This is a genomic window from Thermorhabdus hydrogeniformans (genome assembly GCF_049310025.1).
Lineage (GTDB): Bacteria > Bacillota > Thermosediminibacteria > Thermosediminibacterales > Tepidanaerobacteraceae > JBJYKD01.
Map to the genome: position 1 here is coordinate 43,691 of NZ_JBJYKD010000004.1, position 21,877 is coordinate 65,567.

At 46.1% G+C, this 21,877-nt stretch carries 25 protein-coding genes; 22 read left to right on the forward strand and 3 right to left on the reverse strand.

Annotation, left to right across the window (positions count from 1 at the left end; all coding sequences use genetic code 11):
- The first annotated feature begins 13 nt into the window (after positions 1-13).
- The 13 genes from ACKX14_RS02860 (at position 14) to rnfB (ending at position 11,645) form a co-directional block, all read left to right on the forward strand.
- Positions 14-364 (forward strand): DRTGG domain-containing protein, encoded by a 351-nt coding sequence (locus ACKX14_RS02860; RefSeq protein WP_422444466.1) that lies wholly within the window; start codon positions 14-16, stop codon positions 362-364.
- Positions 358-1,104 (forward strand): histidinol phosphatase, encoded by a 747-nt coding sequence (locus ACKX14_RS02865; protein WP_422444468.1) that lies wholly within the window; start codon positions 358-360, stop codon positions 1,102-1,104. Before ACKX14_RS02860 ends, ACKX14_RS02865 begins: the two co-directional genes overlap by 7 nt.
- A gap of 69 nt (positions 1,105-1,173) precedes the next feature.
- The gene (nuoE, locus tag ACKX14_RS02870; protein ID WP_422444470.1) at positions 1,174-1,662 is read left to right on the forward strand and encodes an NADH-quinone oxidoreductase subunit NuoE; all 489 of its coding nucleotides are present in this window, start codon (positions 1,174-1,176) and stop codon (positions 1,660-1,662) included.
- Positions 1,663-1,664: 2 nt separating this feature from the next.
- Positions 1,665-2,213 (forward strand): ATP-binding protein, encoded by a 549-nt coding sequence (locus tag ACKX14_RS02875; RefSeq protein ID WP_422444471.1) that lies wholly within the window; start codon positions 1,665-1,667, stop codon positions 2,211-2,213.
- Between the two features lie 10 nt (positions 2,214-2,223).
- Positions 2,224-2,589 (forward strand): (2Fe-2S) ferredoxin domain-containing protein, encoded by a 366-nt coding sequence (locus ACKX14_RS02880; protein WP_422444671.1) that lies wholly within the window; start codon positions 2,224-2,226, stop codon positions 2,587-2,589.
- A 37-nt stretch (positions 2,590-2,626) separates the two neighbouring features.
- Positions 2,627-4,420 (forward strand): NADH-quinone oxidoreductase subunit NuoF, encoded by a 1,794-nt coding sequence (nuoF, locus tag ACKX14_RS02885; protein WP_422444473.1) that lies wholly within the window; start codon positions 2,627-2,629, stop codon positions 4,418-4,420.
- Between the two features lie 25 nt (positions 4,421-4,445).
- Entirely contained in the window at positions 4,446-6,194 is a 1,749-nt protein-coding gene (locus tag ACKX14_RS02890) for an NADH-dependent [FeFe] hydrogenase, group A6 (RefSeq protein ID WP_422444475.1), read from the forward strand.
- Between the two features lie 297 nt (positions 6,195-6,491).
- Positions 6,492-7,808: an electron transport complex subunit RsxC gene (gene rsxC / locus ACKX14_RS02895; protein ID WP_422444477.1), complete on the forward strand. Its 1,317-nt coding sequence runs from the start codon at positions 6,492-6,494 to the stop codon at positions 7,806-7,808.
- Positions 7,809-7,900: 92 nt separating this feature from the next.
- Positions 7,901-8,824, forward strand: coding sequence for an RnfABCDGE type electron transport complex subunit D (locus tag ACKX14_RS02900; RefSeq protein ID WP_422444479.1), 924 nt, complete (start codon positions 7,901-7,903; stop codon positions 8,822-8,824).
- On the forward strand, positions 8,821-9,363 hold the full coding sequence (locus ACKX14_RS02905) for an RnfABCDGE type electron transport complex subunit G (protein WP_422444481.1): 543 nt from the start codon (positions 8,821-8,823) through the stop codon (positions 9,361-9,363). Before ACKX14_RS02900 ends, ACKX14_RS02905 begins: the two co-directional genes overlap by 4 nt.
- Positions 9,363-9,980, forward strand: a complete 618-nt coding sequence (gene rsxE, locus ACKX14_RS02910; RefSeq protein WP_422444483.1) for an electron transport complex subunit RsxE — start codon at positions 9,363-9,365, stop codon at positions 9,978-9,980. Before ACKX14_RS02905 ends, rsxE begins: the two co-directional genes overlap by 1 nt.
- Before the next feature lie 15 nt (positions 9,981-9,995).
- Positions 9,996-10,583, forward strand: coding sequence for an electron transport complex subunit RsxA (gene rsxA / locus ACKX14_RS02915; protein ID WP_422444485.1), 588 nt, complete (start codon positions 9,996-9,998; stop codon positions 10,581-10,583).
- A 27-nt stretch (positions 10,584-10,610) separates the two neighbouring features.
- Positions 10,611-11,645 (forward strand): RnfABCDGE type electron transport complex subunit B, encoded by a 1,035-nt coding sequence (gene rnfB / locus ACKX14_RS02920; RefSeq protein ID WP_422444487.1) that lies wholly within the window; start codon positions 10,611-10,613, stop codon positions 11,643-11,645.
- Positions 11,646-12,311: 666 nt separating this feature from the next.
- Here rnfB and ACKX14_RS02925 read toward each other — a convergent pair.
- Positions 12,312-12,932, reverse strand: a complete 621-nt coding sequence (locus ACKX14_RS02925) for a class I SAM-dependent methyltransferase (RefSeq protein ID WP_422444489.1) — start codon at positions 12,930-12,932, stop codon at positions 12,312-12,314.
- A gap of 289 nt (positions 12,933-13,221) precedes the next feature.
- On the opposite strand from ACKX14_RS02925, the gene ACKX14_RS02930 reads away from it, so the two are divergent.
- From ACKX14_RS02930 to nifU, 6 genes are read left to right on the forward strand one after another with little or no spacing between them, the layout of a single operon-like run.
- On the forward strand, positions 13,222-13,494 hold the full coding sequence (locus ACKX14_RS02930) for a DUF2933 domain-containing protein (protein ID WP_422444491.1): 273 nt from the start codon (positions 13,222-13,224) through the stop codon (positions 13,492-13,494).
- A complete protein-coding gene (locus tag ACKX14_RS02935) occupies positions 13,487-14,029 on the forward strand; it encodes a hypothetical protein (protein ID WP_422444493.1) in 543 nt (180 codons plus the stop codon). Before ACKX14_RS02930 ends, ACKX14_RS02935 begins: the two co-directional genes overlap by 8 nt.
- Positions 14,030-14,039: 10 nt before the next feature.
- On the forward strand, positions 14,040-14,780 hold the full coding sequence (locus ACKX14_RS02940) for a cytochrome c biogenesis CcdA family protein (protein ID WP_422444495.1): 741 nt from the start codon (positions 14,040-14,042) through the stop codon (positions 14,778-14,780).
- A 30-nt stretch (positions 14,781-14,810) separates the two neighbouring features.
- A complete protein-coding gene (lgt, locus tag ACKX14_RS02945; protein WP_422444497.1) occupies positions 14,811-15,542 on the forward strand; it encodes a prolipoprotein diacylglyceryl transferase in 732 nt (243 codons plus the stop codon).
- A 14-nt stretch (positions 15,543-15,556) separates the two neighbouring features.
- Complete coding sequence (locus tag ACKX14_RS02950) at positions 15,557-15,868, forward strand: YHS domain-containing protein (protein WP_422444499.1); 312 nt, start codon at positions 15,557-15,559, stop codon at positions 15,866-15,868.
- A 39-nt stretch (positions 15,869-15,907) separates the two neighbouring features.
- Positions 15,908-16,279 carry a Fe-S cluster assembly scaffold protein NifU gene (nifU, locus tag ACKX14_RS02955; protein WP_422444501.1) on the forward strand — a complete coding sequence of 124 codons (372 nt, stop codon included), beginning with the start codon at positions 15,908-15,910 and terminating at the stop codon, positions 16,277-16,279.
- Between the two features lie 39 nt (positions 16,280-16,318).
- Here nifU and ACKX14_RS02960 read toward each other — a convergent pair whose 3' ends face one another.
- Positions 16,319-18,595, reverse strand: a complete 2,277-nt coding sequence (locus ACKX14_RS02960; protein ID WP_422444503.1) for a spermine/spermidine synthase domain-containing protein — start codon at positions 18,593-18,595, stop codon at positions 16,319-16,321.
- Between the two features lie 184 nt (positions 18,596-18,779).
- On the opposite strand from ACKX14_RS02960, the gene ACKX14_RS02965 reads away from it, so the two are divergent.
- From ACKX14_RS02965 to lipA, 3 genes are all read left to right on the forward strand, one after another.
- Entirely contained in the window at positions 18,780-18,980 is a 201-nt protein-coding gene (locus ACKX14_RS02965) for a YHS domain-containing protein (protein WP_422444505.1), read from the forward strand.
- 124 nt (positions 18,981-19,104) lie between these two features.
- The gene (lipB, locus tag ACKX14_RS02970; protein WP_422444507.1) at positions 19,105-19,776 is read left to right on the forward strand and encodes a lipoyl(octanoyl) transferase LipB; all 672 of its coding nucleotides are present in this window, start codon (positions 19,105-19,107) and stop codon (positions 19,774-19,776) included.
- Complete coding sequence (gene lipA, locus ACKX14_RS02975) at positions 19,777-20,625, forward strand: lipoyl synthase (protein WP_422444509.1); 849 nt, start codon at positions 19,777-19,779, stop codon at positions 20,623-20,625.
- Position 20,626: 1 nt separating this feature from the next.
- Here the strand turns inward: lipA and hydE are convergent, their stop codons facing one another.
- Positions 20,627-21,679, reverse strand: coding sequence for a [FeFe] hydrogenase H-cluster radical SAM maturase HydE (gene hydE / locus ACKX14_RS02980; RefSeq protein WP_422444510.1), 1,053 nt, complete (start codon positions 21,677-21,679; stop codon positions 20,627-20,629).
- Between the last annotated feature and the right edge of the window lie 198 nt (positions 21,680-21,877).

Sequence of the window (21,877 nt, forward strand, 5' to 3'; positions counted from 1 at the left end):
GAGGTGATGCGGATTGACCCTCAGTGATTTGCAAAGTCATCTCAAACTGGAGCTGGTAACTAAAGGGACAAATACTGACAGGAGAGTCGAAGGCGGTTACGCTTCAGACCTTTTGAGCTGGGTCATGGCGCACGCCAAAGAAAATCAGGTATGGATAACCATTCAAAGCCATCAGAATATAGTGGCGGTTGCTTCCCTGCTTGGTCTTGCGGGCATTATTGTGGCCGAGGGAGTGGAAGTGGATGAAAATACCGTGAAGAAAGCTGAAGAGGAAAATATACCCATCCTCACCAGCAAGATGCCCGTATACCAAATTTGCGGTATACTGTATAATTTGCTCACGGGGAGCAGAGAAAGATGTTAAAGGAGTACCCGGCGGACCTGCATATACACACGTGCCTTTCTCCTTGCGCCCATGAAGAGATGAACCCGGTAAATATACTAAATATGGCAAGACTCATGGGCACCAGGATAGTGGGCATTTGCGACCATAATTCCGCAAGAAACATTAAAGCCGTGCAGGATGCGTCAAAAGGGTTTGATATATTCATACTTTCCGGCATGGAAGTGGAAAGCGTGGAAGAAGTTCACCTTTTGTGTTTTTTTGAGGATTTAAACTCTATTTTGGAATGGCAGAATTTCGTTTACGACCACATGCCCCCCAGGAAGAACAATCCCGAAATTTTTGGGAATCAGCAGATAGTCGACGAGGCGGGAAATGTGGTGGCGGAAGAAGAGCGGATGCTCCTGACGTCGACGACTCTGACGGTGGAGGAAATATCCCAAAAGGTGTGGGAGATGGAAGGGCTGCTAATTCCGGCTCATATCGATAAAAGGTCTTTCAGCTTATGGGGGCAGCTGGGATTCATTCCTGAAGGATTAAGGCTTAGTGCGGTGGAGTTTTCAAGAAATATTTCAGAATCTGAAGTCAGAAGAAAATTTGGTTTTTTAGATAGATATACATTAATTACATCATCCGATGCCCATCGCCTGGAGGAAATGGTTTTTCAGAAAACCTTTTTCCGCCTGGAAGAATTGAATTTTACAGAAATAAGATGGGCTCTTGAAGGCAAAGAAGGGAGGCAAGTGGTAATAAGGGAATAGAAATATGGAGTAGCAATATTGTGATATTAGTGAAAATGAAAACTTTTACATTAGAAGGAGAGGATGAAAATGGAAGCTGCTGTAAAGGCTAATGCCGAATTCGAAGAAAAATTGAATCAAGTGGATGAAATGCTGAAAAAGTACCGGGGGCAAAGGAGCGCGTTGCTCCAGGCTTTACAGGAAGCCCAGGGGATAATGGGATACCTGCCGCTGGAAGTCCAAAAGAAGGTGGCCGAAGCCCTAAATGTAACCCTTAGTGAAGTCTACAGTACAATCACTTTCTATTCGTTCTTCAACCTCAAACCCCGGGGCAAGTATCAAATAAGGGTCTGTCTGGGTACCGCCTGCTATGTAAAAGGCGCCAGCAAGGTTCTGGAAAGGCTGGAAAAAGAACTTGGCGTCAAAGTGGGAGATACAACCAATGATTTAAAATTTTCCCTGGATGCCTGCCGCTGTGTCGGCGCCTGCGGCCTTGCTCCGACCATCATCATTAACGACGACGTTTATGGCAGGCTGACCCCGGACAAGGTGCCCGAGATCCTTAAAAAATACGAATGATCATGAAAGAACTTTCCTTGCACGTTCTCGACATTGTCCAAAACTCCATAAGTGCCGGAGCATCCCTGGTGGAAATAAACATTTCGGAAGATAGGGAAAAGGACATGCTGACCATTGAGATAAAAGACAACGGCAGGGGAATGGACGAACAAACGTTAAAAAAAGTACAGGACCCGTTTTTTACTACCAGGACCACCAGGAGGGTCGGCTTGGGTATACCGCTGTTTTCACAGGCCGCAAAGATGTGCGGCGGCGATTTTTCAATATCTTCCAGGCCGGGTGAGGGAACTATCGTTAAAGCCGGCTTTGTGTGGAGCCATATAGACAGGGCGCCGCTGGGCAGCATGGCGGATACTGTTGTCTCTCTGGTGGCGGCAAATCCTGAAGTGGATTTTGTATACCGGCACCGGATCGGCGAGAATGAATTTGTTTTCGACACCCGGGAAGTAAAAGAGACGCTTCAGGATGTACCGGTAAACCACCCGGCGGTTTTGGACTGGATAAAAAGGTATGTGGAAGAAAGTTTAAAAGAAATCAATGGAGGTGTTTAAAATGGCGGTTATAAAATCTATAGAGGAACTGGAGAAAATCCGCGAACAGGCCAAAGACCTGATTAATTTGAGAAAGGACAACGAAACCAAAACCCGCGTGGTAGTGGGTATGGGAACCTGCGGCATAGCCGCTGGAGCTCGACAGACCATGCTTGCCATTCTGGACGAATTGAAAAAGAGAAACATAGATAATGTTATAGTTACTGAAACGGGCTGTATAGGCCTTTGCAAATACGAACCTCTGGTGGATATCATAAAACCAAACCAGCCAAAAGTCACATATGTGAATATAGATGCGGAAAAGGCCAGGCAAATTGTCGTAAAACACATTATAAACAACCAGATCATCGACGACTGGGTAATACCAAATATTTAACAAAAAAACCTGGGAAGAGCTTAAGGAGGGGTTTGAAATGGAAATTTATAGAGCTCATGTGCTGGTCTGCAAAGGTACCGGATGTACGGCTTCCGGCAGTGAGCAGGTAATGGAAGCGTTTCAAAAGGAGATTGAGAAACGGGGTCTTTCCAAAGAAGTTCGCGTCGTTCAAACGGGGTGTTTGGGCCTTTGCGAGCTGGGTCCCAATGTGCTTATTTACCCTGAAGGCAGCTACTATTGCCGGGTAAAAGCTGAAGATATACCGGAAATAGTAGAAGAACATTTAATAAAGGGGAGAATTGTAGAGAGGCTTTTATATAAGGAGCACCTTACGGAGGAACGCCAGAGGGCGCTTACGGACATCAACTTCTACAAAAAGCAAAAACGCATCGCTTTGAGAAACTGCGGCCTTATTAACCCCGAAGTCATAGAGGAATATATCGCCAACGATGGGTACAGGGCTCTGGCTAAAGTGCTCACTCAGATGACCCCGCAGGAAGTTATCGATGAAGTAAAAAAATCGGGTTTAAGGGGCCGCGGCGGCGGTGGATTTCCCACTGGCAACAAGTGGCAGTTTGCAGCCAATGCCAAAGGCGACATAAAGTACGTGGTATGCAATGCCGACGAAGGTGATCCGGGCGCTTTCATGGACAGAAGCGTACTGGAAGGGGATCCTCATTCGGTATTGGAAGCTATGGCCATCGCAGGATACGCCATTGGAGCGCAGGAAGGTTATATTTATGTAAGAGCGGAATACCCAATAGCCGTTAAGAGACTGGAAATTGCCATAAATCAGGCGAGGGAGAGGGGCCTGCTGGGAAAGAATATACTGGGCACCGGGTTTAACTTTGATATTTTCTTGAGGCTCGGTTCCGGAGCCTTCGTATGCGGCGAAGAGACTGCCCTTCTGGCATCGATAGAAGGGCGAAGGGGAGAGCCCAGGCCAAGGCCGCCGTTCCCTGCCAACGAAGGGTTGTGGGGTAAGCCGACGATTATTAATAACGTAGAAACATATGCCAATATACCACCGATCATTTTAAACGGCGCGGATTGGTTTGCCAGCATCGGGACCGAAAGGAGTAAGGGCACAAAGGTCTTTGCCATAGGCGGAAAAATAAACAATACCGGCCTTGTGGAAATACCCATGGGCACTACCCTGAGAGAGGTTATATATGAAATAGGCGGCGGCATACCCAACGGCAAGAAGTTCAAAGCGGTCCAGACCGGCGGTCCGTCAGGTGGATGCATACCTGCATCGTTGCTCGATATGCCGATAGAATATGACACATTGACACAGGCGGGTTCGATGATGGGGTCCGGCGGTATGATAGTCATGGACGAAGATAACTGCATGGTTGATATAGCCAAGTTCTTCCTGACATTTACCCAGGATGAGTCATGCGGCAAATGCCCGCCATGCCGGATCGGCACCAAGAGAATGCTCGAAATTCTGGAGAGGATTACCAACGGGGAAGGTAAAGAAGGGGATATAGAATTATTAGAAAGTCTGGCCAGGAATATAAAAGCATCAGCTTTATGCGGCCTTGGGCAGACGGCTCCCAACCCTGTTCTGTCTACCATTCGCTATTTCAGAGACGAATATGAGGCGCACATAAAAGAGAAGAAGTGCCCGGCCGGAGCATGCAAAGCGCTCATCCATTACGAAGTGGTGGCTGAAAAGTGCAGGGGATGCGGACTTTGTGCGAAGGTGTGTCCCACCGGAGCCATTTCCGGAGAAAGAAAACAGCCCCATATTATAGATCAGGAAAAATGCATCAAGTGCAACAGCTGCTTTGACCGCTGCCCGTTTGGCGCCATAATAAAAGCTTAGTTTAATGGAAGGGAGAGGTGAAACCATGGATATGGTAACATTAACAATAGACGGACAAAAAGTGGAGGCTCCTAAAGGTTCCACAGTGCTGGAAGCGGCACGCAAAGCCGGAATTAAAATTCCCACCCTTTGCTTTTTAAAAGGGGTAAATGAAATCGGAGCTTGCCGCATGTGCGTGGTGGAGGTAAAAGGCGCCAGAGCCCTCCAGGCATCATGTGTCCTGACGGTTTCAGAGGGCATGGAAGTCTATACCAACTCGCCGGCCGTGAGAGAATCGAGGAAGATTACCTTAGAACTGTTGCTGTCGGATCACAACCTTGAGTGCCCGACATGTGTTAGAAACCTCAATTGTGAATTGCAGAAGCTTTCCGAAGAACTGGGTATCAAGTCGATAAGATTTCAGGGAGAAAAGCATGCGCCCCGGTATGATGATTTTTCACCGTCTATCGTGCGAGATGCATCCAAATGCATCCTCTGCCGGAGGTGCGTGAGCGTCTGTCACAAGGTACAGGGTGTTGGCGTAATTTCTCCAAATCACCGTGGATTCAATACCGTTGTAGCTCCGGTGTTTGACATGAGCCTGGCGGAAGTGGCCTGCGTTAACTGCGGTCAGTGCATACTGGCATGCCCGGTTGGCGCCCTGAAAGAAAAAGACGACACAGATAAAGTATGGCAGGCCCTGGCGGACCCCGACAAGCATGTGATTGTTCAGACGGCTCCCGCCGTAAGGGTTTCGCTGGGTGAAGAATTCGGCGAGGGCCGTGGGGCAATAGTTACCAAGAAATTGCCCGCCGCCTTAAGACGGCTCGGTTTTGACAGGGTCTTTGATACCGACTTTGCGGCAGATTTAACCATAATGGAAGAAGGCAGTGAATTCCTTGAAAGATTGCAAAACGGCGGGAAACTTCCGCTCATAACATCCTGCAGCCCTGGATGGATTAAATTCTGCGAACATTATTACCCCGAATTCCTTGATAATCTGTCGACCTGCAAGTCACCCCAGCAAATGTTCGGAGCCATTGCCAAGACCTATTATGCCGAGAAAATGGGCATAGATCCGTCAAAAATATTTGTGGTTTCTATAATGCCGTGTACAGCCAAGAAATTCGAAGCCCAGCGGCCCGAAATGAATTCCAGCGGCTACCAGGATGTGGACGTGGCTTTAACAACGAGGGAGCTTTCGAGGATGCTTAAAGAAGCGGGGATTGATCTGAACAAACTTCCCGATGAAGAGTTCGACGAGCCCCTGGGTATTTCCACCGGAGCGGGCGCCATATTCGGTGCTACCGGCGGCGTTATGGAAGCGGCTCTCAGGACCGTCTACGAACTGGTTACAAAGAAAGAATTAAAGAGGATTGATTTTACAGAAGTCCGTGGCGTTGAGGGCGTGAAAGAAGCAACCGTAGATATAGATGGAATCCAGGTCAATGTGGCAGTAGCCCACGGCCTTGCCAATGCCCGCAAGGTTCTTGATCGTGTAAAAAATGGTGAAGCAAACTATCACTTTATTGAAATCATGTGCTGCCCCGGCGGTTGCGTGGGCGGCGGCGGGCAGCCCATACTGAGCGCGGATGAGCGGTGGGATGTGGATTACCGTGAAGTGCGCGGCAACGCCATATATGAAGTGGACCGCCAGATGCCGCTGAGAAAATCCCATGAAAATCCGGCGATTCAGACGCTGTACAAGGAGTTCCTGGGCAAGCCTTTAAGCGAAAAATCCCATCACCTTCTTCATACCCATTACACCAAGAGACCGCTCTATCCGGAAGCTTAATAATTCGAAAAGCAAAAAGGCTCTTCCATATGAAGGGCCTTTTTTATGTTTAAAATAAAGTCTTGCAATATATGGCAGTAATTTGGAAAGCAAAATCTTGACATAGCAAATTTTAACTTTTTTATGGAACCGCAACATTTTTTATTGTATAATCATATTGTAATTAAATAGCCGGTATAGTGTATACTAAATACTTTGTGAAAAGAAGTTTTAGCGTGAAGTTATGAAATTAAAGAGGTTTTTTAAGAAAAATGTCGAACTATTATTAGGTTTTAGTTTGGAGGGAGAGGTGAAACGATGCTAAAAACCTTTAGAGGAGGTATACATCCTCCTTACAATAAAGAATTTACAAAACACAAGCCGGTGGAAAAGGCAAACCTGCCTCAAAAGGTTATAATACCCATGAGCCAGCACGTTGGGGCTCCGTGCGAGCCCATAGTAAAAGTTGGGGACCAAGTAAAAAAAGGCCAGAAAATAGGTGAGGCAAAAGCTTTTGTATCGGCTCCCATCCATGCCAGCATCTCGGGAAAGGTGGTGGCCGTAGAACCAAGACCCCATCCGGGCGGGGGATTGGTGATGTCGGTGGTTATAGAATCCGACGGTAAAGATGAATTTTACGAGGGCGTAAAGCCGCCGAAACCGCTGGAGGAGATGACACCCGATGAGATAAAGAACCTCATACGGGAAGCCGGCATAGTAGGCATGGGAGGGGCCGGATTCCCCACCCAGGTAAAATTGTCGCCGCCGCCCGGAAAGACCATCGATACAATTATCGTAAATGGCGCCGAATGCGAGCCATACCTTACGGCTGATCATCGCCTGATGGTGGAAAGACCCGAAGATGTGATTCTTGGCCTTCAGGCCATCATGAAGGCCACGGGGGTAAAAAATGGCTTTATCGCTATCGAAGAAAACAAGCCCGATGCCGTTGAAGCCATAAGGCAAGCCATAGAGGGCAGAGAAGGCATTGAAGTTGTGGTCCTGGCTACTAAGTACCCCCAGGGCGGTGAAAAACAGCTGATAAATGCCGTTACGGGAAGAGAGGTACCTTCGGGAGGCCTCCCGATGGATGTCCATGTGATTGTGGATAATGCCGGCACATGTGCAGCCATTGCCGACGCCATAAAAACCGGGATGCCCCTCATTGAGAGAATTGCCACCATCACCGGCTCGGGAGTAAAAGAGCCTAAGAATCTTTTGATACGGGTCGGCACGCCCTTTGGCGAAATAATAGAACAATGCGGGGGTTTTAAAGGAGAACCAGGCAAAGTAATCATGGGAGGGCCGATGATGGGCCTTGCTCAGTCGGCGCTTGATGTTCCAGCCGTTAAAGGGACTTCGGGCATTCTGGTGCTGGAGAAAACGGATGTTAAACTAGCCGAGAGGTCTGCCTGCATCCGATGCGCCCGGTGCGTCGATGCGTGCCCGATTCATTTGCTTCCCACCAATCTGGCAAAGTTTGCCGAGCGGGGTATGTGGATTGAGGCGGAAGAATACCATGCGCTTGATTGTATTGAGTGCGGTTGCTGTGCATATGTGTGCCCTGCTCACATACCGTTGACACAGCTGATAAGGCTTGCCAAAAATCACATTATCGCATCGAAAAAGAAATAATTGTTTGAATAATGTGGACCATGGTGTAAATATAGTATATAAAGTCAAAATTGGATTTACCTGTATATTGCAACGACGGGAGGGAGTTACCTATGGAAGAGCTCAGATTTGTTACCACGTCTTCTCCTCATATACATTCGGGAGAAAGCGTTCAGAGGATAATGTTCAGCGTGGCCGGAGCATTGCTGCTGCCGACCATTGGAGGGATATACTTTTTTGGTTTAAGAGCGTTAAGTCTCATTATAACCACCACTCTGGCGGCGGTGTTGACCGAAGCCGTATTTCAGAAAATAAGGAACAGACCCATTACCGTATGGGATGGCAGCGCAGTCGTGACGGGGTTGCTATTAGCCCTGAACCTGCCGCCCGGTCTGCCCCTCTGGATGGCTGTGGTGGGTGCGGTAGTCGCCATTGCCCTCGGGAAGCAAATTTACGGAGGATTGGGGACAAATCCCTTTAATCCTGCTCTCATAGGCAGGGTGTTCCTAATGGTTACTTTCCCGGTTCAGATGACCACATGGATAAATCCTGTAGACGGAACAACGGGTGCAACTCCGCTTCAGCTCATGAAAATGCAGGGGATATCCACCGACTATGCGAAACTTTTTCTGGGAAATGTTGGAGGTTCTCTGGGAGAAACTTCGGCGCTGCTGATAATACTAGGCGGATTATATCTATTGTATAAAGGTTACATCGACTGGAGGATACCGGTAAGCTATCTGGGAACAGTGGCGGTGCTTTCGATGATTTTAGGCAGGGACCCGATTTTTCAACTGTTGTCGGGCGGCCTGATGCTCGGAGCTTTCTTTATGGCAACCGATATGGTTACCACTCCTCTAAGCCGCCTCGGGAAGATAATTTTTGGCATAGGGGCAGGATTTTTCGTGGTGCTCATTAGATTTTACGGTGGTTATCCCGAAGGTGTCTCGTTTTCAATACTTTTAATGAACGCCTTTACGCCAATCATAAACAGATATACTGTGCCGAGGATCTACGGGGAGGTGAAGGCAAGATGAATCAGTATACGCGGATGATAGTGGTTCTTCTGGTTTTATCGGTCCTTTCGGGAGCGATATTAGCCTTTTCTTATGAGATTACAAACCCCAAAATTCAGGAGCAGGCGCAAAAGAATCTGCAGAAGGCAATTATGAGCGTTATTCCCGGATGTACTAAATATGAAGAGGTAGAAAAAGGCGGGATGACCTTTTATATTGGCCTTGATGATCAGGGCAATAAAAAGGGAATCGCTTTTAAAGCCAGCGGGACGGGCTTCGGCGGCCCCATAGAGATGATGGTGGGATATGATCCTAAGGAGGGCAAACTGACGGGTTTGGAAATACTTTCCATGCAGGAGACGCCCGGTCTTGGTGCCAGGATTACGGAACCGGCGTTCAAAGAACAGTTCAAGGGTAAATCGGTGAAAGACCAGTTCAAAGCAAAAGAAGATGTCAAGGTCATAACCGGCGCGACAATATCTCCAACAGCTGTGGCAAACGGCATTAAGTCCGCTCTCGACAAGGTTGTAAAGATTTACCCGGTGGGAGGCGATTATTGATGTTTCAGTTGATAAAGGATTTTTTCAACGGCCTGTGGAACGAAAATCCGACATTTCGAATGATAATTGGGATGTGCCCCACTCTGGCTGTCACCACCGCCGCAAACAACGGTGTAGCTATGGGCCTGGCGACGACTTTTGTTCTGCTTTTCTCCAGTGCGTTGATATCTCTTTTGAGAAATTTTATCCCCACCAAAGTTAGAATACCGTGCTACATCATCGTAATAGCCACTTTTGTTACCGTAGTGGACCTTTTTATGGCGGGGTATTTCCCGGCAATGTACAAAATTTTGGGTCTTTACATCCCGCTGATCGTAGTAAATTGTATAATTATGGCAAGAGCTGAGGCCTTTGCATCGAAGGTGAGTTTGGGAAGGTCTGTCGCCGACGCCCTGGGAATGGGTTTGGGATTCACCTGGGCCATTACTTTAATCGGAGCGGTCAGGGAACTGATGGGGTCGGGTACCGTTTTTGGCTATCATTTGCTGGGCGCAAATTCCACCCACTGGGTGATAATGCTTTTGCCACCCGGCGCTTTCTTGACAATGGGTATTTTGCTGGGTATAATGAATACCATTACCCGCAAAACCGTCAAGGATACTCATTGCTGCCATTAAAAAGGGGGGAGGAGAATGTTGAAAGAGCTGTTTTTTATCATTGCGGGGTCGGTGCTTGTTAACAATTTCGTCTTATCGAGGTTTTTGGGAGAATGCCCTTTTCTGGGGGTTTCCAAAAAGTTTGAAACAGCCGTGAGTATGGGTATTGCCACTACTTTTGTTTTGACGATGACCTCGGTGGCTACTTATTTTATTCAGTTTTACATCCTGGAACCCTTCGGCCTGTCAAGATTTTTGCAGATTGTGTCGTTTATTCTCGTCATAGCATCTTTAGTCCAGTTGGTGGAAATGGTTATATTAAAAACCAGCCCGGCCTTATATAAAGCCCTGGGGATTTTCCTTCCCCTGATAACCACCAACTGCGCCGTGCTCGGCCTTGCGCTTTTAATTGCCGTAAAGAGGTATAACCTGCTTCAGAGTATTGCCTTTGGCCTGGGCGCCGGGCTCGGTTTCACTCTTGCCATGGCTTTGATGGCAGGCATACGAGAAGATATGGAATTTGGAGATATACCCGAGGCACTTCAGGGCCCTGCAATCGTTTTGATTACGGCGGGGCTGCTGTCGCTTGCCTTTTTAGGATTTTCCGGGTTAATTCCCATGTAATAATCGCTATGTCCGGGAGGTGAAAAAATGTCGAATGTAGTACTGATATCAATATTAAGCATGGGCGGTTTAAGCCTCTTATTGGGAGGAGGTCTCGCTTTTGCATCAAAAAAGTTTGCGGTAGAGACCGATCCACGGGTAGATGCGGTGCTCGAAGCATTGCCGGGCGCCAATTGCGGCGCCTGCGGTTTTCCCGGCTGTTCTGGCCTTGCGGAGGCTATAGTGGCCGGAAATGCCCCGGTCAATGCTTGTATTGTTGGCGGTCCTGCTGTAGCCAAAAAGATTGGAGAAATTATGGGAGTTTCCGACACGGGGGAGGCCGGAGAAAGAAAACTGGCACGGCTGCTCTGCCAGGGAGGTAAAGTCGAGGCCAGGCTAAAGGCGGATTATCACGGTGTGAAGTCCTGCAGAGCCGCGTCCATGGTAAACGGCGGACCCAAGGGATGCCCCTTTGCATGCATTGGATTCGGCGACTGCGCGAAGGTATGTCCCGTTGGTGCCATTACCATGGGTGAGAACGGACTGCCGGTGATCGACGAAGAAAAGTGCACCGGCTGCGGCCTTTGTGTAAAGGAGTGCCCCAAATTTGTAATTGCCATTACATCGGAGAAAAATGAAGTTCACGTGCGCTGCAGGGCTACCCTGAAGGGCAAGGACACCCGGGCTGTGTGCAGCGTGGGGTGTATAGCGTGTAAGCAATGTGAGAAGGTATGCCCCTTTGATGCCATTCACGTGATAAACAATGTGGCGGTAATCGATTATGATAAGTGCAGAAACTGTATGCTCTGTGTGGAAAAATGCCCTACAAAAGCTATTACTTCAGCCTTCACCGAACGCAGGAAAGCAGTAATCGGCGAAAAATGCATAGGCTGCACCATCTGCGCTAAAAACTGTCCCGTAAAAGCCATTTCCGGCGAAGTGAAGAAAATGCATGTGGTAAACCAGGAGATCTGCATAGGGTGCGGCATATGTGCGGAAAAGTGTCCTAAAGATGCAATAACTATGGTTCGAAACGGTCGGGAAAGAGATAATCAGTGTACCGCCTGCAATGCTGCAAAATAGAAAATGTCGTTTCGGGTGGGAAATCGATAAAAGTCGGTTTCCCACTCTTTTTATTAAGTATGTGAGCGTCAGGTGAATACTTTTTTATCGAATCAGGAACTCCCTAAGCGCGCCTCATGCCTGTACCATAAAAACTATTATACTGAGATCTATGGATGCGGTTTTTTTACGGCTGGAGCGGGGGCTGCTGCGTATAAAAAAAGGCCGGCTGTAGACCGGCTTGGAAAATAAAAAGGGGGATCTTTGCATGATTTGGTGCAAGCTTTAAAAAAGGATTTACACTATTTCACAATAATGTAGTAAACTCCTATAATTGCTAAAGCGCCAATTATCCAGTAAATCAGAGAACTTACGTTTTTGGATTTTGCACTGTGATTGTGTCCAGAGGCATTGGAAGCCCTGTTAATAGATTTCTTGTCGTCACTCGTGTGCTGGTGATTATGTTGCGAATTATTATGATACATGGGGCCGCAGCATCCCATTCAAGTCACCCCTTTCGGATAGTACCTATACCCCCTAAAGGTATAATATCATATTAAAGATATTTTTGCAAGTGCCGGATGTTTTTCTGCACACCTTTTTGCTGTAATTTGTTGCAGATTGTCAGACTTAAAATTATCAGCGAGAATCAGGCGTATATATTTGTCTTGGCATTCACATTATGTTTCATGGGGTGCCGATAATTAATTTTACAATTTTTCCGTACACATCTTCAACTTTTTCCAGCTTGATACCCGCCGACTCTACATTTTTGACCGTGCGGCGGTTGATATTGGAACCAATCAGGTGGAGGGATATGGGGTTTAATAAATCCATTAGCCGTCCGAGGACGGGATTGTCGCTCCGGACATGCTCCAGCAGTATAATTTTTCCGCCGGGCTTGCAGACCCGCTTTACCTCTCTGAGGCCTTTGACCGGATCGGGAACGGAGCAAAATACGCAGGTCGCAACCACCGTATCAAAAGTGTTATCCGGAAATTGCAGGGCCTGTACATCCATTTCCATGAGATTTACCGGTACGCTTGCCAGATGAAGTTTTTTTCTGGCCCTGGCGAGCATGCCGGGGCTGAAGTCGATGGCGGTTACATCACACCCCTCCGGGTAATAAGGGAAATTTTTTCCGGTGCCCACCCCGATTTCCAGAACCTTCCCGGAAGCATGGGCAATGGCCGTCTTTCTCAGCTTTGCAGGAATCATGCGGTCTATCAGATCATAAAATAACGCGGTGCGGTTATATCTTTTCTTAATTATATCTGTCTGTTTTGCCGAACATACTCCATCATTCACTGCGCTTCACCTTTTCCTCTATTTATTCTGCCCTGCGGTATTGATTTTTCTTACCGCTTTTATTTATTATATCAACTTCTTAAAAATTTTACCATGAAGGGATTCAAAGCATAATACAATCATGTTCCATCCGCTGATAAGTTGTGATTTTTTTGTGAAATCTGCAGGAATAAAGTTGACTAAAAACATAAGAATAATATACAATAAATATATACCCCCATTGGGTATATGTTTAAACCATCTCGAATAAAATTTTCTGGACAATCTAATTTTTAAGGAGGAGCGTTTTATGAATAAAAAAAATCATGGTTTATGGCATGGAATTTTAATGCTGCTTTGCTGCCTGATACCTCTTGCTCTGATTTTTGGATTATCGAAACAGGGATTCGGCGGCGTTTTATCCTATGGTCTTCTCCTGCTCTGCCCGCTAATGCATATTTTCATGATGGCTGGTATGCATGGCGGGGATAAAAAAGGGGCCTGCCACGGGCATGAAGAAACAAAAACAGATGGTAGCGAAGCTGAAAATGAAAAGCTGAAAGGATTGAAGGAGAATGCGTAAGTCCATCGTATGGCTGTTGGCTGTCATTTTGGCAGTTTCTATTTTTGCCTTCTATTATATGAAAAACAATAAATCACCCGAAGTTTCGGGTGCCGACGGAAAGAATCGAATTGCAGATTCAAATTCGCAAAAAACGGGGAATAACCTCTTGGAGGGTATTGACGAGAGCGAGTTGTTTGTTATAACCCGGCGCACGGAAGGTGGAGCTGTAACGGTGGACGTGGCCTTTTTAAATATTTTAAAACCGCAGGAAAAAGATCTGGCATTTTACGTGGTGATGAATACCCATACAGTGGACCTCTCTTCATATGATATCGGCTCCGTTGCAGTGCTGTCCAATGGGCAGGAAACCGTGAGTCGGGGATTTACGTGGGAACCCATAAGCGATGACGGTCATCATAGAAGTGGAATTCTCAGGGTTAAAAATAATGGTATTTTCAATGAAAAAACCAAATTTATAGAACTAAATCTTAGAGGCATCGCAGGAGTTCTGGACAGGAAATACAGATGGGATAATAACGATTGGAGTAAGTAGAGGTGGATTTATGGTTTCGAGCTTGGCATTATACGGCACGTCTTTTGTAGGGGGGTTGCTGTCTTTTTTTTCACCGTGCATTATCCCCATGGTTACGGTATATTTTTCATTGATAACCGGCTTGAGCGTTGAGGAATTAAAGTCATCCCTGCCTGCGGAGCTAAAGAAAAAGTCTTTTATCAACACGCTTTTTTTTGTGGCGGCCTTTACTCTGGTATTTACTCTGGCCGGCGGAGCATCGGGTAAACTGGCGGCACTTTTTAAAGAAAACATAAGGGTATTGAACGTCATCGGTGGAGCCTTTATAGTGGCTGTAGGCTCCAGCATGCTGGGTTTGTGGAGATTTCCATCAGTTCACATCAATCTGGATATAAATAAATATAAATTGCCGTCGTTCGGATATGTCCGGGCTTTCCTGGTCGGTTTGTTTTTTGCCATTGCGTGTTCCCACTGCATAGGGCCGACCCTCTATTCATTCCTTTTTCTGGCCGGAACCCTTTCTGGGGCAGGTCAGGGAATGATATTGATGTTTATATTTTCCATTGGGCTGGCAATCCCGTATCTGGTTCTGTCGATCGCTTTCGGAAAATATTTCGAAAAGCTTAGGACATTAATGGAAACAACAGTTCCGCAAAAGCTGCTTGGGACCATCATGGTTGTCTTCGGGATAATGATTTTAACGGGGAATTATGCAAAGATTACCCAGTTTTTGTACAAAATATTACCGTATAGAATTCCTGTCGGAATGTAACTTTAATTATATAATAATAGGGGGAGAGATATGAACGTTTTATTCAGAGTGGGGCCGCTGACTGTTTATAAATTGGGTTTTTTTGTGGCACTGGGCCTTGCCGCAGGAATATACCTTGCGTTAAAGGAAGCCCGGAGAAAAACGCTCAATGAAGACGATGTTCTGAATTTCGTGATTTTAATCGTTCTTGCGGGTTTTTTGGGCGCAAGACTTCTTTTTGTGCTTCTTGATCTGCCCCATTATTTGAGTAATCCGGTTATGATATTTCATATAACCGAGGGAGGCCTTTCCTTTCACGGGGCGATACTGGGCGGGTTGTTGGCTGCTGTAATCTACACCAGGCTTAAGAAATTGTCTTTTTTAATGTTGGCCGATACTGTAGCCCCAAGCATAGCTCTGGGATACTCCATTGGCCGAATCGGCTGCGATATTTTCGGCAAGGCGACAGACGTCTTTTGGGCCGTGGTTGTAAACGATGTCCCGCGGCATCCGGTTCAGCTGTATTCGGCATTATCCGGTTATGTTATTTTTTATGTGCTTTGGAATCGACGGGAAAGGATCAGATACGACGGAGAGCTTTTTATAGACTTCGTGGTGCTTTATTCCGTATACAGATTTTTTATTGAGTTTTTCAGAGAGAGTGTTATGATAGGAGTGTTATCTGCTGCTCAATGGACAAGTTTAGTGCTTGTACTGGTTGGAATATTGTGCAATCGCGTTATGCTAAATAGAACTGCATTAGATAAACATAAAATAAATTAGAAAGAGGGAAGGATATGGAATCAAATATATTATTTTTGTTGGTTGCTGCGGCGTTTTTGTTCCTCATGATGAGGGGCGGAGGATGCTGCGGAGGTCATGGCGGACACGGTGGGCATGGAAGTCACGGCGGACGCAACGGCCACTCTCATAGCGGCCGCTATCAAGACGAGAATTTTAAAAATGATTCAGAAAACAGCGATTATGCAGTAGACCCTGTCTGCGGTATGAAGGTATTAAAAAATAGAGCCGTAACCAGGCAAATAGATGGAAAAATATACTATTTCTGTAGTGAACAATGTGCCAATTCTTTTAAGTTTCCATCATGAAATACCTGTTACCATAACGGGGGAGGAGGCGCATGGATTGTGTATAATGAAAAAGTGCTCGATCACTTTTCCAATCCAATAAACGTCGGGGAGATCCCCGATGCCGATGGAATAGGTCGTGCGGGCAACCCGGTTGATGGAGATTCAATAACAATATATATAAAGGTAAAGGATGACATTATAGTTGACATAAAATTCAAGACCTTTGGCTGCGCAGCGGCCATTGCAGCCAGCAGCATGCTTACAGTAATAGCAAGAGGCAAAACCGTTGAGGAAGCCATGAAGATAACAAACGAGCAGGTATCCGAAGCACTGGACGGCCTGCCGCCCCACAAGATAAATTGTTCAAACATTGCGGCCGATGCTCTGCACGATGCTATTGCAGATTATAGAAAAAAAATAAAAAAATAAAGTAATCCCATGGCCTTGACCTGGTTAAAATTTGAGGGGTTAATGTTTATAGTCCGAAGAGAAAATTAACAGTAAATACGCGGTTGCTCCAAAGAGCAGGGAAAACGTAAAACCATAATACATGGCGATTGCGACGGCCAGGGCAGAACCCAGGAGGGAAGCTATTCCATTTATTCCCCACATCAGCGGAATAAGTGTGGTATAACCCAGTTGTTTTACTCTTTCCAGTCCGGAGGGGAAGGGCATACCCATCAAAAATCCAAGAGGGAGAAGTATTAAAGCCGAGGTTATTAGCTTCAAGCTTAAGGGGAGAGCCAGGTGGTCTGTCAACACCTTCTGGTAGAGAACTGCAACCAGCCCTGTTGCCGCAGCCAGCAGTATTGGGAGGATTGTCGCGGCATTTGCCGCTTTTTTACTGGCCACGCTGCCCAGGCTGCCGCCTGTAAGAAGCATAATAACGGTGACAAGAAACGACGTCGTTGGGTGACCCAAAAAGAGGATATTTTTCTGGATTAGTGCGAGTTCCACTGACATGAAACCGATACCGATCAAGAAGAAGTATCTGGACAGACTTTTCTGTTGCCCATTCATTGATTTGTATTGGGGTAAAACCAATTTTGATATGGCATATATCGAAATTAATAAAACGGCGAAGATTGGAAATGGCAGACCGTAAGAAAAATTGTAAAAGAACGGACGGTCATCGGTAGTAGGGATCGCATTGGACCGGCTATTTTTTATTATATCTTCGATGTCCGAAAACTTTGCCAAGGGGAATTTGTCATTGCTGTACTTTTCCGGTATGAACACGGGTTCCAGCTTGCTCTTTAAGACTGTTTCTAGAAAACGGGCGCTCTGTTCAACAGTAAACGGCTGTTTACGGATAACGATTACCGGAAAATGAATATGCCGTGGGTCGTGGAATTGCTGCTGCCCGTTTGAGTTAGCCACTATACCGATATGGTTAATGGCCTGCCGGTATGGTACCCCCATCTTCCTGAAAACACTCAGCACCGTAGTGATTATGCGGGTCATATCTTCTTCGTCGTGGACAGCAAACACCAGCTGACCATCATCGTTCAAATGCTGCAGGTATTTCGATATCGCTTCCCTTGTGTAGATGTAATTTTCAGTCAGAGAAAGGCCGTTTGAGCCGGCGGCCAGGGTCATTACGAGAGACAGGTAAATGGTGTCAAATTTTTCTCTTGTCTGTTCGATAAAATTTCTTCCGTCCCGGGCGTAGGTTTTCACCTGCGGCAGATTGTATATGTCACCGCTGAAAGAGGAAAAATGTCTTACCGCTTGGATGCTGCTGCGGTTAATCTCCACGGCGGTTATATTTTTACTTCCCGCGAGGAGTGCGAGTAGAATGTCTTCGCCGCCGCCCGGACCGATGACCAGAGTTTTGGGCTGTTTTTGCAAGGTAAAAGGCATATACCCGGCGGTTTTTTTCAAATCGGAGACACCGGCCGGGTCGCCGTTAAATCTGTACATATAAGAGGTAGAACCGCCATCTATAAATATAATCTTTTTATCATTATCTCCTGTTTCGACAACATCGGTCCGGGAAAAAGCATCCCATTTTGAATACTCTATTTTTGTATTTTTATTGTATTCTATCCCATAAGCCTTAAACTTCTGGCTTATCAGAGGATAACCGAAGTTTTGTTCCGCTTCACTCAGATTGGCGGTAGAAAGAACTGCTGTTAAGACCAGAAGCAATATGGAAGAAAACGCAAATTTTATTTCTCTCTGAATGAATGAAAAAATTAGTTGAATTATATTCAATATAGCGAAAAGAAGCAAAAGAGCGGGCATCATTCCGAAACGGTTCAGCACAAAGAAAGACACCAGGGAAAAAGTTCCCGTTCCCAAAAGGTCTGCAAAATAAACTATACTGGAATAGTGGACCAATCGGGTAAAAATGGCAGAAATAATGGCGCCGCCTATGGCGAATGGAATTATACCCAAAAACATGTATAACATGGGTAAGAAGTTGAATAAATTGAGGTAAAGAATCAAAACGAGAGAAACATAGGAGGTCAATAAAGCCGATTGCAAGTTGCCAAGCGAAATGGAGCCGGTGTTACCTCCGTGTTTCTTTAATTTGTGATGAACCCAGATACCGCCAAGTCCCAGACCCAGTATGGCAGTTGAAATAATTACAAATACGTAGTGATACCATACAAGATAGGAAAAGATGCGGGTGAGCAAAAACTCAAATGAGAATAAAAATCCCGACAGCAGGAAAGTCGCAAGTAAATGTAAAATTATTATTCTGTGATTGAAAGTATTCGTCATTATCTGTTCATTCATAGGCGGCCCTCCGTTAATTCAATATTCTAAACAGGTGAGACAAACTATATAAAGTATACCATACCATGGAAGGGTAGTAAATACCCGACAACAATCATGTTGTATCGTGCTGGGTGAAAAAAGAATGCGTTGACATTTAAAAAGAGAAGTGATATATTCAAAATACCAATAGGGGGTATACCAGTTGCTTCAGAAGGAGGTGAATGTCATGGCGAAGGATCCCGTATGCGGGATGACAGTGGATGAAAAGGATGCTTTTGCGACTTCCACATACAATGGCACCACTTATTATTTCTGCTCGAAACACTGCCAGATAGAATTTGAAAAGCATCCGGAAAAGTTTGTCAAGGACAAGGGAACAGCAAACGGTCACCATTGCTGCTGATGAAAATCTTTCATAAAGCAAGTTTATTTATTCTGGGCTTACGGCTTCCTGTAAAAGGGAGCCGTTTTTATGTAAAAAAATATGATATAATATCTAAGACGAACTCTTGAGGAGAGGAGAAAATATGCGAAAGGTAAAGCTGTTAAAGCTGGGCGTTACGCCGTACCAGCGGGCGAGGGATTTGCAGATAAGAATCAGGGATATGGTAAAACAGGGGTTTTCCGACGGAGTATTGATTATTCTGCAGCATCCACCTGTATATACTGTGGGAATTTCCGGAGGTTTTGACAATATATTGATACCGGTGGATGAGCTTAAGAAAAAAGCTGAGATATACAGGGTGGAAAGAGGAGGGAATATAACTTTTCACGGTCCCGGGCAGATTGTTGCCTACCCTATTTTTAATCTGAGAAAATGGGAAAAGGATGTCCATTTGTATGTGTACCGGTTGGAGGAAGTGGTGATACAACTTCTGGCCGATTACGGCATAAAGGCGGGTAGAAAGGAAAAGTACAGGGGAGTCTGGGTTGGGGATGAAAAAATTTGCGCCATCGGCGCTGCCATAACACAGTGGATCACATGGCACGGTATAGCCTTTAATGTCAATACGGATTTAAATTATTTTAAATTTATAAACCCCTGCGGTATAACAGAGTATGGAGTAACATCCCTTGAGAAACTCGGGATAAGAGAGGATGTAAAAAGCGTATCTGATAAAATGGTCGGCAAGTTCAAACAGGTATTTGATATGGAAGTTGAGGAAATCGGATTGAATGATCTGGGGGAGGAGGTGTAGATGATGCAGAAAAAACCCGAATGGCTAAAAGTAAGGATATCTCAGGAAGAGCTCAGGATGATGGAGAAATTTCTTAAAGACATGTCTTTAAACACAGTATGCCAGAGTGCACGGTGCCCCAATATGGGTGAGTGTTTTGCAAAAAAAACGGCCACCTTCATGATAATGGGCAATGTATGCACCAGGGGTTGCAGATTCTGTGCGGTGGAAAAGGGAGATCCCCTCCCCCTGGATGAAGATGAACCGAGGAGGGTAGCCCGGGCCGCCAGAGAGCTGGGATTGAAGCATGTGGTGGTCACCTGTGTCACCAGGGACGACATACCCGATGGCGGGGCGTCCCATTTTGCCAGGACTGTGAGAGAATTGAAAAAAATACCGGGTATTACGGTGGAAGTGCTGGTATCCGACTTTATGGGGAAGGAAGAATCCATCGAAACTGTGGTCAGGGCGGAACCCGAAGTTATAAATCACAATGTGGAAACGGTACCGAGGCTTTATCCCAAAGTCCGCCCCCAGGCAGATTATAATAGATCATTGCATCTTTTGCAGAAGGTCAAAGAATTTAACGAGCACATTTATACGAAATCGGGAATAATGGTTGGCCTCGGTGAAACCGAGGAAGAGGTCATTGAGGTTATGAAAGACCTCAGGAGGGTGAACTGCGATATGATGACCATCGGTCAGTATCTCAGACCCTCAAAAAAACACATCGAAATAGCAGAGTACGTCACACCTGAACAGTTTGAAAGATACAGAGATATAGGCTATGAAATGGGGTTTAAGTATATAGCGTCGGGACCGCTGGTCCGGAGTTCTTATCACGCTTCGGAGGCCATGGGCAATCTGTAAATTATCCCGAGATTTTGCGTTTCAGGGAGTGGCCGTAATCCCTGCTAACGGGCCTGCCAATGGAGAAGATGCGCCGGTGAATACATGCAAAGCATTGTTCGGCTTTTTCATTAATGCATATTTTAGAGGGATAAAGGGCGTAATGCGGCCGGTACTTCATGGGAGTTACATTGGGCATAACAACATTGGCTCCGCACTGGAGTGCTTTTTCCCTGCCGTCGGCTGGCCTCAGCGTGGCCAGTGCTGTGGTGGCGGGGATATGGGAGTCGCGCGTGACGATTCTGGTAAGGGCTATCACCTTTAATGTCATTTCCACGTCCCCGTTGGCGCTGCCCGCCAGCGGCGTGTCATTATGGCAAATATAAGGGCCGACTCCCACCATGTCGAGGTCAAGTTCTTTAAATTTTAATATATCTTCGGCGATGTCCTCAATGGTCTGACCGGGCAGGCCCACCATTGTCCCGGACCCTACCTGATAGCCGATTTCTCTGAGCCATTTCAGGCTCTCCATGCGCCTGTCAAAACTGGAATCTGGGTGCAGCTTGTGATACAGCATCCGATTTGATGTTTCAAAGCGCATTAAAAATCTGTCGGCACCGGCTACATACAGCCGCTCATATTCCTCCCGCGGCCGCTCCCCTATGCTGAGCGTAATTGCCACATCTGCACGGGCTTTAATGGATTTTATCAGGTACTCCAGCTTGTCTACGGTATAGTAGAGGTCCTCTCCCGATTGCAATACCACCGTTTTATATCCCAGTTTTTGAGCGAAAACGGCCGTATCTACTATCTCGTCCAGGTCCATCCGGTAGCGCACCAGTTTTGCATTATCCCTTCGGATTCCACAGTACAGGCAGTTGTTCCTGCAGTAGTTGGAAAATTCAATAAGTCCCCTCAAATGAACTTCGTCTCCCACGTATTTTTTTCTGATTTTATCCGCCATATCGTAAAGAGTTTCCAGCTCCTGCGGGTTTTCCAGGGCCAGAAGGCGGCACAGGTCTTCCTTATTCAGTTCCCGCCCGCACTCGATTTTTTCAAATAAGTAATCGATCATATCATTTCTCCTCAATCATCAGAAACTTATTATTTCTTATTTCCCTTGAGCTTATTAATTATATGCGTTTTATTATAAATTAAATTTATCACAAGCCAGAATTCTTATCAACGGGTTTTAACAATATTTTAAACTTGGCTTGTCCCCCAGGCTTCATAATTTCTTCAAAAGTTCCGCGTATAATTCGGTTAGAGAATT

Coding starts and splice junctions, on each gene's coding strand:
- ACKX14_RS02865 (WP_422444468.1), top strand. CDS start 358: ATGTTAAAGGAGTACCCGGCGGACCTGCATATACACACGTGCCTTTCT.
- nuoE (WP_422444470.1), top strand. CDS start 1,174: ATGGAAGCTGCTGTAAAGGCTAATGCCGAATTCGAAGAAAAATTGAAT.
- ACKX14_RS02875 (WP_422444471.1), top strand. CDS start 1,665: ATGAAAGAACTTTCCTTGCACGTTCTCGACATTGTCCAAAACTCCATA.
- nuoF (WP_422444473.1), top strand. CDS start 2,627: ATGGAAATTTATAGAGCTCATGTGCTGGTCTGCAAAGGTACCGGATGT.
- ACKX14_RS02890 (WP_422444475.1), top strand. CDS start 4,446: ATGGATATGGTAACATTAACAATAGACGGACAAAAAGTGGAGGCTCCT.
- rsxC (WP_422444477.1), top strand. CDS start 6,492: ATGCTAAAAACCTTTAGAGGAGGTATACATCCTCCTTACAATAAAGAA.
- ACKX14_RS02900 (WP_422444479.1), top strand. CDS start 7,901: ATGGAAGAGCTCAGATTTGTTACCACGTCTTCTCCTCATATACATTCG.
- ACKX14_RS02905 (WP_422444481.1), top strand. CDS start 8,821: ATGAATCAGTATACGCGGATGATAGTGGTTCTTCTGGTTTTATCGGTC.
- rsxE (WP_422444483.1), top strand. CDS start 9,363: ATGTTTCAGTTGATAAAGGATTTTTTCAACGGCCTGTGGAACGAAAAT.
- rsxA (WP_422444485.1), top strand. CDS start 9,996: ATGTTGAAAGAGCTGTTTTTTATCATTGCGGGGTCGGTGCTTGTTAAC.
- rnfB (WP_422444487.1), top strand. CDS start 10,611: ATGTCGAATGTAGTACTGATATCAATATTAAGCATGGGCGGTTTAAGC.
- ACKX14_RS02930 (WP_422444491.1), top strand. CDS start 13,222: ATGAATAAAAAAAATCATGGTTTATGGCATGGAATTTTAATGCTGCTT.
- ACKX14_RS02935 (WP_422444493.1), top strand. CDS start 13,487: ATGCGTAAGTCCATCGTATGGCTGTTGGCTGTCATTTTGGCAGTTTCT.
- ACKX14_RS02940 (WP_422444495.1), top strand. CDS start 14,040: ATGGTTTCGAGCTTGGCATTATACGGCACGTCTTTTGTAGGGGGGTTG.
- lgt (WP_422444497.1), top strand. CDS start 14,811: ATGAACGTTTTATTCAGAGTGGGGCCGCTGACTGTTTATAAATTGGGT.
- ACKX14_RS02950 (WP_422444499.1), top strand. CDS start 15,557: ATGGAATCAAATATATTATTTTTGTTGGTTGCTGCGGCGTTTTTGTTC.
- ACKX14_RS02960 (WP_422444503.1), bottom strand. CDS start 18,595: ATGAATGAACAGATAATGACGAATACTTTCAATCACAGAATAATAATT.
- lipB (WP_422444507.1), top strand. CDS start 19,105: ATGCGAAAGGTAAAGCTGTTAAAGCTGGGCGTTACGCCGTACCAGCGG.
- lipA (WP_422444509.1), top strand. CDS start 19,777: ATGATGCAGAAAAAACCCGAATGGCTAAAAGTAAGGATATCTCAGGAA.
- hydE (WP_422444510.1), bottom strand. CDS start 21,679: ATGATCGATTACTTATTTGAAAAAATCGAGTGCGGGCGGGAACTGAAT.